9 protein-coding genes and 1 riboswitch are annotated in these 11,695 nt (G+C 61.7%); of the genes, 2 read left to right on the forward strand and 7 right to left on the reverse strand.

What is annotated here, in order from left to right; genetic code table 11:
• From thiD to DBR30_RS17220, 5 genes are all read right to left on the reverse strand, one after another.
• On the reverse strand, positions 1–1,039 hold a 1,039-nt coding region (gene thiD / locus DBR30_RS17200), incomplete at its 3' end, for a bifunctional hydroxymethylpyrimidine kinase/phosphomethylpyrimidine kinase (RefSeq protein WP_108588450.1).
• A complete protein-coding gene (thiC, locus tag DBR30_RS17205) occupies positions 1,036–3,039 on the reverse strand; it encodes a phosphomethylpyrimidine synthase ThiC (protein WP_108539740.1) in 2,004 nt (667 codons plus the stop codon). The genes thiD and thiC, both read right to left, overlap by 4 nt.
• A 280-nt stretch (positions 3,040–3,319) precedes the next feature.
• Positions 3,320–3,432: riboswitch (TPP riboswitch) on the reverse strand.
• A gap of 251 nt (positions 3,433–3,683) precedes the next feature.
• Positions 3,684–5,147 (reverse strand): aerolysin AerA, encoded by a 1,464-nt coding sequence (gene aerA, locus DBR30_RS17210; RefSeq protein ID WP_181363612.1) that lies wholly within the window; start codon positions 5,145–5,147, stop codon positions 3,684–3,686.
• Positions 5,148–5,407: 260 nt separating this feature from the next.
• Complete coding sequence (locus DBR30_RS17215) at positions 5,408–5,893, reverse strand: hypothetical protein (protein WP_058059973.1); 486 nt, start codon at positions 5,891–5,893, stop codon at positions 5,408–5,410.
• Between the two features lie 86 nt (positions 5,894–5,979).
• Positions 5,980–6,402, reverse strand: coding sequence for a hypothetical protein (locus DBR30_RS17220; RefSeq protein ID WP_005340092.1), 423 nt, complete (start codon positions 6,400–6,402; stop codon positions 5,980–5,982).
• 88 nt (positions 6,403–6,490) lie between these two features.
• On the opposite strand from DBR30_RS17220, the gene DBR30_RS17225 reads away from it, so the two are divergent.
• Both DBR30_RS17225 and DBR30_RS17230 read left to right on the forward strand, forming a co-directional pair.
• Positions 6,491–7,159, forward strand: coding sequence for a response regulator transcription factor (locus DBR30_RS17225; protein WP_005340090.1), 669 nt, complete (start codon positions 6,491–6,493; stop codon positions 7,157–7,159).
• A complete protein-coding gene (locus tag DBR30_RS17230) occupies positions 7,156–8,400 on the forward strand; it encodes a sensor histidine kinase (RefSeq protein ID WP_043822633.1) in 1,245 nt (414 codons plus the stop codon). Before DBR30_RS17225 ends, DBR30_RS17230 begins: the two co-directional genes overlap by 4 nt.
• A 95-nt stretch (positions 8,401–8,495) precedes the next feature.
• Here the strand turns inward: DBR30_RS17230 and rimK are convergent, their stop codons facing one another.
• Positions 8,496–9,392: a 30S ribosomal protein S6--L-glutamate ligase gene (rimK, locus tag DBR30_RS17235; protein WP_005340088.1), complete on the reverse strand. Its 897-nt coding sequence runs from the start codon at positions 9,390–9,392 to the stop codon at positions 8,496–8,498.
• A gap of 231 nt (positions 9,393–9,623) precedes the next feature.
• Positions 9,624–11,695 (reverse strand): vitamin B12 dependent-methionine synthase activation domain-containing protein (locus DBR30_RS22455; protein ID WP_258224476.1); only part of this gene is annotated, 2,072 nt, incomplete at its 5' end.

The raw sequence follows: 11,695 nt of genomic DNA on the forward strand, positions 1-11,695 counted from the left end.
GGATGGTCTTGACCCCCAGCCCCAGCAGACGACGCAGCCACTTGACCGAATCGACCACCGGATAGAGACCGAGGTTGTGTTCGGTCGGCGCAAAGGGGCCCTGCGGCAGGCGGGCGTTGCTCGCTTCATAAAGACCGAAGCGGCGATCGAGCGTTGAGCCCGCCAGCACGGCACGGGGGAAGTGGGCAAGATCGCTCGGCCAGCCGAGATGGGCGATGGGGCCCGGGCCAGCCCCCACTCCCTGCGCCGCCGCCAGCCCCTGTTGCAGGTAGGCACGAGCGAGGGTGATGGCGTCCTCCACCGGATAATCCTGCGCCACCACGGCGGCGATGGCGCTGGCGTAACAGCAGCCGGTGCCGTGACCGTGGCGGGTATCGAGGCGCGGCGCCGCCAGCCAGAATTCGCGGGTCTCATCCTGGTAGTAGTCGAGGCAGAGATCGCCACTCCAGCCCAGATGGCCGCCCTTGACCAGCACGGCGCGGGCGCCGAGTTCACGCAGGCGCTGGGCGGCGAAGCGCACCAGCACAGGGCTGGTCGCGGGAATGCCGGTCAGGGCTTCCAGTTCGGGGCCATTGGGGGTGATCAAGGAGAGGCGCGGCAACAGCTGCTCGCGCACCGCCTCCAGCATATTGGGCTCCGCCATCGGGGTGCCGGTGCTGGCGATAGCCACCGGGTCGTAGACCACGAAGGGACCCTCGATAGTTGCCAGCCGGCGGGCCAGCACCTCGACGTGCAGCCGGGTCGGCAGGAGGCCGATCTTGATGGCGGCAGGCGGCAGATCGACACTGAGGGCGTCGATCTGGGCGGTGAAGGTCTGCATCAGCACAGGGTCAACCATCTTCACCGCCACCGAGTTCTGGGCGGTGATGGCGGAGATGACCGAGCAGCCGTGCACGCCAAGGTCGTGCAATGTGTGCAAGTCGGCCTGAATACCGGCGCCACCGCCGGAGTCTGAACCGGCGATGGTCCAGACCACAGGTAGCGAGTCGGTCACGGGCGACAGGTCGGCGAGGCTGACAGCCCCGCTTGCGCTGCTCACGCCTCCTCCCCTGCGGCCTGTTTCAGCGCCGCAGCCTGATGGTAGATCTCGCCACCGGTCTCCTTGAAGGTTTCCGCCATGCGGGCCATGCCACTCTCCACCTGAGCCACCACCTGCTCCTGCTGGCCGTCCATACCGACCAGCTTGATCTCTACCGCCTCAAGCTTCGCCGCGTAGTCGCGCACGTCCTGAGTGATCTTCATGGAGCAGAACTTGGGCCCGCACATGGAGCAGAAGTGGGCCACCTTGCCGGACTCCTGCGGCAGGGTCTCGTCGTGATAGGCACGAGCGGTGTCGGGATCCAGCGCCAGATTGAACTGATCCTCCCAGCGGAATTCAAAGCGCGCCTTGGACATGGCGTTGTCGCGGATCTGGGCCCCCGGGTGCCCCTTGGCCAGATCGGCGGCGTGGGCGGCGATCTTGTAGGTAATCAGCCCCTGCTTCACATCTTCCTTGTTGGGTAGCCCCAGATGCTCCTTGGGGGTCACGTAGCAGAGCATGGCGCAGCCGTACCAGCCGATGAGCGCGGCGCCAATGCCGGAGGTGAAGTGATCGTAACCCGGCGCGATGTCGGTGGTGAGCGGGCCAAGGGTGTAGAACGGCGCCTCGTGGCAGTGCTCCAGCTGCTCGGTCATGTTGCGCTCGATCATGTGCATCGGCACGTGGCCCGGCCCCTCGATCATCACCTGCACGTCATACTCCCACGCGATTTTGGTCAGCTCGCCCAGGGTGCGCAGCTCGGCAAACTGGGCCTCGTCGTTGGCATCATAGACAGAGCCCGGGCGCAGACCGTCACCGAGGGACAGCGCCACGTCATAGGCCGCGCAGATCTCGCAGATTTCGCGGAAGTGCTGGTAGAGGAAGTTCTCCTTGTGGTGGGACAGGCACCACTTGGCCATGATGCTGCCGCCACGGGAGACGATGCCGGTGAGGCGCTTGGCAGTCATGGGCACGAAGCGCAGCAAGACGCCTGCGTGGATGGTGAAGTAGTCCACCCCCTGCTCGGCCTGCTCCAGCAGGGTATCGCGGAACAGCTCCCAGGTGAGGTCTTCGGCGATGCCGTTGGTCTTCTCCAGCGCCTGATAGATGGGCACGGTACCGATGGGTACCGGGCTGTTGCGCAGGATCCACTCGCGGGTCTCGTGGATGTAGCGACCGGTGGAGAGATCCATCACGGTGTCGGCGCCCCAGCGGGTTGACCACACCAGCTTCTCCACCTCCTCTTCAATGCTGGAGGTGACCGCCGAGTTGCCGATGTTGGCGTTGATCTTCACCAGAAAATTGCGGCCGATGATCATCGGCTCCGCTTCCGGGTGGTTGATGTTGCTGGGGATAATGGCGCGACCGGCGGCTACCTCATCGCGCACAAATTCGGGGGTGATATTTTCCGGCAGGCGGGCACCGAAATCGCGACCCGGATGCTGGGTGCGCAAGAGCTCGGAGCGCACCCGTTCGCGCCCCATGTTTTCGCGAATGGCGATAAATTCCATCTCGGGGGTGACGATGCCGGCGCGGGCGTAGTGGAGCTGGGTGACCCGACGGCCCGGCTTGGCACGGCGCGGCTTATGTTGCAAAGAGTTCAGGTGATCGAAGCGCAGGTGATCCAGCCCCTCGTCGGCCAGACGCTCCTGAGTGAAGGTGGAGCTGAGCCACGGCAGTTCGTCGGTGTCATCGCGCTCCAACACCCAGTTCTCCCGCAGGCGCGGCAGGCCGCGGCGCACGTCGATGGCGACCCCCCCCTCCCCGTAACGGCCAGAGGTGTCGTAGACCGGGATCGGCTCGTTGGGCTCGAACTGGGGAGCCTCTTTAGTGCCGCCGACAAAGGTATCGGCCAGCTGGATCTCCCGCAGCGGGACACGAATGTCGGGGCGGGAGCCTTCGATAAAGATGCGGCGGGAGTTGGGGTGAGCCATCCCCTTGAGGCTGTCGATAAAGGCCTGAGCGCTGGAGCGCTGCTCGCGACGGCTGGATTTGGTGGTATCAGATATAGAAGTAGACATAGCAAAACTCACATTAACTGGTTGAAGTTATGGGTGTTTGCTTGTCTGGAGTTCGAGGAGAAGATGAACTTGCGGCGGGGTGTTTATATCAGGAGGGAGTGCGCGCGGGATGGAGCTCCGCGCTGCTGGTCTGCCACGTCCCGCTCTCTGCATGCTGTGGGCAAGGCGCTCCACGTGCTGGACAACCGGACGGGACAGACTCCCTCCTGTGCGCCCTGACCCATCAAGGGTGATCCCTTCGATGAGCGGAAGAGGCTTGTTCCTCCTCCGGCGCGGTAACCCGCAAGTTACCCTTGTTCCCTTCGCAGGTTTTAACCTGATCAGGTTCCACGGATCCCGAATTAACGGTCTCAGCTTCGCGTCGTTCGACGGTCAGCACTCCGACAAGATGGCGCCAGTATAAGGGGGAAAATCTAAAGCACAAGCCGTTAACAATCTGGCCAACACGCCTCTTTCAACAAATGAGTGAACAATGCCTCGCCACAGAGCCACCCCAAACAAAGGTCAAACCTGCGTTGGCATCAACTTGGCACGCCATAGCTTTCTGTTGTGATCATTCAGGGACAAGAGGAGAAAAAGAGGGAAAATCGAGGGGCGCAGGGCAAACAGAAACAGGCCCCCATGAAAGGGGCCTGTGAGGGAGGTTATTGAACCGGCACTATGGTCAGGGATACGTTGCCAAAGCCTTCGTTGGCAAGGGCCTCGCTATCCAGATCCACACCGGTAAGCGCCACCTCATCGGCAGAGGCACTGCGCAACTGGGCAGAGGCCGCGGAACGGGTCTGGGGCTGACCAATCTCGATATCGCCGGCAAACTGGCTCTCGGCATAGAAGTCACCGGTCACCGCCGAACGGATCGGGCGCAGCACACGACCCAGGTTATTCTGCATGGTCGACAAACCATACTCGCTGATGGTCCAGTTCCAGTCCCACCACTTCACTTCACCCGGGATATAACGCTTGTCCCACTGATAGCGGATGCTGCTCGCCTTGTCGCGGAACGGGCCGACGGCAAAAGTGTGCTCCCAGGTGGGGCGATTCTCCGGATGGGTATACCAGGCATTGCCGCCCCAACGCAGGAAGCCCTTCATGGTCAGGTCATAATTGACCTCGGCCTTGAACTCGTAGGGGTAGGAGATGTTGGACTTGTAGAGCGCAACCCGCACCGGCAGGCTGGAGTGAGGCGGCACCGTGGGGCGTGCTTCAACCGAGACGGTCTCGGTCGTCGAGCCCCCTTTCTGGGAGGCCCAGCTCTGGCTCGCTGCAATCTCGATGGCCAGTTCGGTTTCTCCCACCAGCGGCCACTGAAACTTGTTCTTGGTGGTCACCTTCTCGCTCAGGCTGTAGGTATCGGTTTTCGACCAGTTGGTGGCCTTGTCGTACTTCAGGGTCACCACCACCTGCTGGGGCAGGTCGGTGTAGTTGGTCGCATTGGCCGTGATGGTCTTGACCAGCTGCTTGCCGCTCTCGGTGACCTGACCATGGCTGAAGGAGTCGGGTTCCAGGGTATATGAGAAGTTGCTTACCTTGATGGAGCTCTTCTCCCCGCAACGATATCCGGAGCAGCCGCCGTCATTATTTCCCTTTATCAGCCAGCCATCGCCAACCCGGGTAACATCCATATCCTCCCCGACATAGGGGCTATGATTTCCACCTACCCAAGCGTATCCCAAATAATGGGCGAGATAACTGACTGGCTTGATAAAATAATCATTGTCATGGACAAGACGCCATTGAACATCGACCTCATCACCCGCCGGAATATTCCAGTCAGAGAGTGTCGGTATTTCTCCTGAAACCGGTGAATTTGGATAGCACCAGGTTTCTCCGGCAGTGCCCTGTTTGATTTCGCCATTATATCCCGGCCCCATAATCACCCAGCGATCCGCCAGCCCGGTGATCTGCCACTGCCCCATGCGGCTGACCAGATTACCCTTGATACTCATGGCTTCATCGCGGGTCAGAGGACGGTAGCCACTGGCACAGACGCCCGTGCCAAGACCCGCCCACTTGACCTGATCAGGGTAGACAGGTTCAGCCGCCTGCACCTGAGCGAGCATCAATGAAGACGCCAAAAACGCCAGATTGGCGGTAATTATTCTATTCATCATTTATCCCTCTTTCAGACATACGATAATTGTTATTGTGTAGAAATATCCTTTTTCATTTGACAGGTATGGACTCCGACAAAACCTGACACAAATAAAATAAACCACCAAAAAACATCCATGACAAACAAAATGATGGTGATACAGGAAAATAATTAGAGCGATGACTTTATTGAGGAGTAAATCATAAATATTGTGACAGTCATTATTTAATGGCTGCCACAATATGGTGAAGCTATATTAAATAAGAAGAAGCTGAATTACTCTTCCGGATTGATCACTTCAATTCCCTGCAATATTCCATCCGCCGAACGAATCAATACCAGCTCGCTCCCGGCATGCAGATCGGCGACGGAACCGTTGACCCAGCGCACCTGTGGATTGAGTGGCACTGTGCCCAGGGTTGCCAACGTGAGCTGCCGTTCATCGAAGGATTGCAGGCGATCTTGCGCCCGCTGCCAGGGCAGATTGGCCAGCGGGGCTCTGGCGGCCAGCAGTTCAATGCGGGTGGCAACGCCATCGGCCACCAGCAGGGCGAGCTGGTCGCCGGGCTTGAGTGGCTGCGGCCAAATCTCCCCCTGCCGCCAGATGGCGGCACTGCCCTGCTCCACCTCGGCCCCCTGAAATTGCAGGCGGATGCCATCGCTGTGCTCCAGCTCCACCAGCCATAATTCGTCGGCTCCCGCCTGCGCCGCCCAGAGCGGCACACCCAGCATCCATGCACACCACTTTCTCGATTGTTCCATCTTCGTTCGTCCCTGAACAAAAAGCCCATGCTGGACAAGCATGGGCTTCATTCGGGAGCATTTCTAATCGGAACGCAGAGATCGGATCAGTCATCCTCGCGGCAGCGGCTCAGGCGCATGCCGTCAAACTTGCACTCCAGCTCGAGCCAGCGCCCTTCAAACGGCGCCAGACTGTTATCCGAGGTGGTGTAGCCCCAGATCCGCCCCCCTTCCACCGGCCCCTCCAGATCCATCTCGTCCTTGTCATCTTCGTCGAGGGCTTCGACCTTGCGCACATAGCGCACGCCGTTCTCCACCACCCCCTTCATCTCGACCCAGGTGCCGCCGAGATCATCCTCGTTGAGCCAATCCTTGAAGCGGGTCTGGTCGTCGATCACGAACGGCATGCCGTTGACCATCAACTGGCCAAGCTGCCAGGTGGTGCGGCCGGTCAGTTTGAATTCGGTCGCCTGTGCGGTGCCAAGTGGCAACAAGATAAGCAGCAGGAGGGCGCAGAGAGACTTCTTCATCAGGGATCCTCGGGGTTACACTGGCAAACAGGATGCCGAATCCGGTGTGAAAAGAGCGTGAAACGCTCGCCAACCAGGAGAGCAAAGCATGAAGATTTTGGTAGTGGAAGACAATCCTCAGGTGGCGGAAACCATCATGGATTATCTGGAGCTGGCCGGTCACCGCCTCGATTGTGCCTATCACGGTCAGGCGGCGCTGCAACTGCTGGAGGAGCAGCGTTTCGACGTCATCATCATGGATGTGATGATGCCGCGCCTCGATGGCCTCAGCACGGTAGCGCGCCTGCGCGAGCAGGGGATTGCCACTCCCGTGCTGTTTCTCACCGCCCGCGACAGCCTGGAGGACAAGCTGGCAGGCTTCAAGGCGGGAGGGGATGACTATCTGGTCAAGCCGTTCGCCATGGAGGAGCTGGAGGTACGGCTGCAAGCCCTCAGTCTGCGCGGCCCGCGCGGCGATGTGGGGGCCATCAGCTTTGGCGATCTGACGGTCGATGTCGCCAGCGGCCGCGCCACCCGCGCCGGTGAGCCCCTCAAGCTCGGCAAGATCCCGTTCCGGATCCTCGCCCTGCTGGCCCGCCGCGCCCCCGCCATCGTCAGCCGTCAGGAGGTGCTCGACACTGTCTGGGGGGATGAGGAGCCCGACTCCGATGCCCTGCGCAGCCATATCTACGCCCTGCGCAACGCGCTCGACAAGCCCTTCCCCACTCCCATGCTGGAGACCCTGCACGGTCAGGGCTACCGACTGGTGAGCGCATGAGCCTGCCGAGCCTGCGTCGCCGCCTGATCATGGCGCTCGGCGGCGCCGGGGTGGTGCTGCTGATCCTGCTCTCCGGCCTGATGCTGGTGGCCGAAGACAAGATGGAAGAGCTGAGCCTGCGCCACTGGCTGGAAGCCGAAGTGACCCGCTACAGCGATGACTGGCTGCGACTCGGCCCGGCTGCGGCGGCTCCAAGCCCCAGACAGTTCTCCAGCTACTGGACCGAGGCGGGCCGCCTGCCGAAATGGCTGAAGCCCTACCAGACCCCCGGCTTTTTCGAGCACCAGCTGGGCAAGGAGGACAAACACTTTCTGGTGGCCCGTCACCCCTCCGGCGAGGGACTGCTCTATCTGGTCTTCAACGACGACGCCGATGACTACCTGGATCCCTACGAAGACAAGCTGCATCTTGCGACCCGGCTGATCGGGGTGACCCTGCTGCTGGGCTGCCTCGGCTTCGGCATCTGGCTGGTGCGCCATATCACGGGGCCGCTGCAACGGCTGCAACAGAGGGTCGCCCACCTCACTCCGGATCAGGCTGATTTCGAGCCAGACGCCCCCTGGCAGGAGCTGCGGGATATCGAGCTGGCGCTGCTGGCCGGCAAGCAGGAGGTGAGCGCGGTGTTCGCCCGCGAGCAGGAGTTCAGTCGCTTCGCCAGCCACGAGCTGCGCACCCCCAACATGGTGATCCAGGGCTCGGCCGCGCTGCTTGGCAAGGTGACAGATCTGCCCGCACCGGCCGCCCGCGCCACCACCCGCATCCGCGCCGCCGCCGACGAGATGGCGCTGCTCACCGAGACCTTCCTGCTGCTGGGCCGCAAGGAGGCAGTGGAGCGACCGCTGCAGCAGGTGACCCCGCTGATCCGTCAGGAGCTGGCCCGCCTCGCCCCGCTGTTGCAGCGGGAGGCCCTCGATATCCGGCTTAATCTGGACGAGAGCAGCGAAGTAAATGCCCCCCTCTCCCTGCTCGCCATCGCCCTCGGCAACCTGCTGAAAAATGCCCTGAGCTATGCCGAGGGACATATCGACATCGAGCTGTGTGGCCCGGTGCTCACCATCAGCAACCCGACGGCGGCGGCACCGGATCAGATCCTCGGCTACGGCTGTGGCCTCACCATCATCCAGCGCATCTGCGAGAAGCTGGGCTGGCAGATCGACACCCGGCTCGAGGATGGCGTATTTAGCGCCCGGCTGGCGATGATCACTGCCGAACAGTTCCCTCTCCCTTTGGGAGAGGGTTAGGGTGAGGGCGCAGTGGCACCGCCAACCCACCAGCCAGATAGCAACAAGGCGCCCGAGGGCGCCCTGTTTTTATCTGATGGATGCAAGCGTTAGGCTCACTCCGCCGGTTTGTTCTTGCGGCTCGCCTTGAGTTCGAGGAACTCGATGATCTTGCCGGCCACATCCTTGCCGGAAGCGGCTTCCACCCCTTGCAGGCCGGGGGAGGAGTTGACCTCCAGCACCAGCGGGCCACGGGCGCTACGCAGGATATCCACCCCCGCCACATCCAGCCCCATGATCTTGGCGGCCTGCACGGCGGTAGCGCGCTCTTCCGGAGTGATCTTGATCGCTTCGGCGGTGCCGCCACGGTGCAGGTTGGAGCGAAACTCTCCCGGCTGGGCCTGACGGCGCATGGCGGCAACCACCTTGCCGTTGACCACCAGACAGCGAATGTCGGCGCCATTGGCCTCGCGGATATACTCCTGCACCAGAATGTTGTTGTTGGTCTGGATAAAGGCCTCGATCACACTCTCGGCGGCTTTCTGGGTCTCGCACAGCACCACGCCAATCCCCTGGGTTCCCTCCAGCAGTTTCACCACCAGCGGCGCCCCGCCCACCATGGTGATGAGGTCGGGCACGTCGTGAGTGCTGTGGGCATAGCCGGTGATGGGTAGACCGATGCCGTGGCGGGAGAGCAGTTGCATCGCCCGCAACTTGTCGCGGGAACGGCTGATGGCCACCGAGCTGTTGAGGGCCATGGTGTTCATCATCTCGAACTGGCGCAGCACGGCGGTGCCGTAGGCGGTAATGCTGGCCCCGATCCGCGGGATCACGGCGTCATAACTTCCCAGCTCCCCACCCTCGTAGTGAATGGAGGGGTTGTGGGAAGCGATATTCATATAGCAGCGCAGGGTGTCGAGCACCTCTACCTGATGACCGCGCGCCTGCGCCACCTCGACCAGACGGCGGGTGGAGTAGTTTTTCGGCTCACGGGATAAAATGGCGATCTTCATGACAATTCCGCTAGAAGGCTGTGCCTGGGCAGGATGGGGCGGGAGAGTATAAGGTGCCACAGCGCCAAGACAACGCCAATTGTTTATCCTGACAACAAGACAAACCACACCAAACCGCACGCTACCACATCACTGTGACCAACAGGTTAAACGGCGGCTCTGCGCAGGTTGTTCAATCCGTGCAAGGATGCCGCCGTTTCTCGTTAAAGATCAACCGGTGTCACGCGGGAGTCAGTTCAGGTTTGGCCCCAGCCAGCGCTCGGCCTCTGCCAGCGTCATCCCCTTGCGAACGGCGTAATCTTCCACCTGATCGTGCTGGATCTGCGCCACCGCGAAGTATTTGCTCTCGGGATGAGAGAAGTACCAACCCGACACCGCCGCCCCCGGCCACATGGCGTAGGATTCGGTGAGCTGCATGCCGATGGCCTGCTCGACATCCAGCAACTCCCAGATGCTCCCCTTCTCGGTGTGCTCCGGGCAGGCCGGATAACCGGGCGCCGGACGGATGCCCTGATAGTTCTCGCGAATGAGCTCCTCGTTGCTGAGGGCCTCGTCCGGGGCATAACCCCAGTGCACCTTGCGCACCTGTTCGTGCAGGTACTCGGCAAAGGCCTCGGCCAGACGGTCGCACACCGCCTGAATGAGGATGGCATTGTAGTCGTCGTGATCTGCCTTGTAGGCCTTGGCGATGGCCTCCTCACCGATGCCGCCGGTCACCGCGAAGGCGCCGATCCAGTCCGGCTTGCCGCTCTCTTTCGGCGCCACATAGTCCGCCAGACAGTAGTTGGGGAAGCCCTGCTTCTCGCTCTGCTGGCGCAGGTGGTGCAACACCTTGATGACCTCGGTGCGGGACTCGTCGCTGTAGACCTCGATGCTATCCCCTACCGCGTTGGCCGGGAACAGGCCGATCACCCCGGCGCAGCGCACGCTCTGATCCTTTTCCAGCTGATCCAGCATGGCGTTGGCGTCGGCAAACAGCTTGGTTGCTTCCTCGCCGATGATCTCGTCCTCGAGGATGCGCGGATACTTGCCTGCCAGCTCCCAGCTGAGGAAGAACGGCGTCCAGTCGATGTAGGGGCGCAACACCGAAATGGCCACATCTTCGAACTTCTGCACCCCGATCTCGTGGGGCTTGGGTGGCTGGTAGCCAACCCAATCCAGCTGATGCCGGTTAGCGCGGGCGTGGGCCAGACTGACCGGGCGGGAGCGCGGCTGCTTGCGGGCATGCTGATCCCGGGCAATCTCGTACTCCTTGTCGATGCGGGCGACAAACGCCTCCTTCAGATCCGGGCTGAGCAGGCTCTGGGCCACCCCCACCGCGCGGGAGGCGTTGGAGACATAGACCACAGGCTCCGAGTAGTTCTGCTCGATCTTCACCGCAGTGTGGGCCTTGGAGGTGGTCGCGCCGCCGATCAGCAGCGGCAGCTTGAAGCCCTGACGCTCCATCTCCTTGGCCACGTGCACCATCTCGTCCAGTGACGGGGTAATGAGACCCGACAACCCGATGATATCGGCGCCGACCTCCCGCGCAGTCTTGAGAATCGTCTCGCAGGAGACCATAACCCCGAGGTCGACAATCTCGAAGTTGTTGCACTGCAGCACCACCCCGACGATGTTCTTGCCGATGTCGTGCACGTCCCCTTTCACGGTCGCCAGCACGATTTTGCCATTGCTGGAGCCGCCCGATTTTTCCGCCTCGATATAGGGCTGCAGATAAGCCACCGCCCGCTTCATCACCCGCGCCGATTTCACCACCTGCGGCAGGAACATCTTGCCCGCTCCGAACAGGTCGCCCACCACGTTCATGCCATCCATCAGCGGCCCTTCGATGACGTGCAGCGGCTTCTCGGCACCAGCGCGTGCCTCTTCGGTATCCTCTTCGATAAAGTCGGTGATCCCCTTGACCAGCGCGTGCTCCAGCCGCTTGCCCACCGGCCAGCTGCGCCACTCCTGATCCCGCGGATCCTCCGCCTGGGCACCGGCACCGCGATACTTCTCGGCGATGGCCAGCAGCTCCTCGGTGGCATTGTCATTGAGGTTGAGCACCACCGCCTCGACCTTCTCTTTCAGCTCCGCCGGAATGTCTTCATAGATGGCGAGCTGACCGGCGTTGACTATTCCCATGTCCATGCCGTTCTTGATGGCGTGGTAGAGGAAGACGGCGTGAATGGCTTCGCGCACCGGCTCGTTGCCGCGAAACGAAAACGAGACGTTGGAGACGCCGCCGGAGATCATGGCGTGGGGCAGGTTGCGTTTTATGTCGCCGACCGCCTCGATAAAGTCCACCGCGTAGTTGTTGTGCT

This window comes from Aeromonas sp. HMWF017 (genome assembly GCF_003061465.1).
GTDB classification, from domain to species: domain Bacteria; phylum Pseudomonadota; class Gammaproteobacteria; order Enterobacterales; family Aeromonadaceae; genus Aeromonas; species Aeromonas veronii.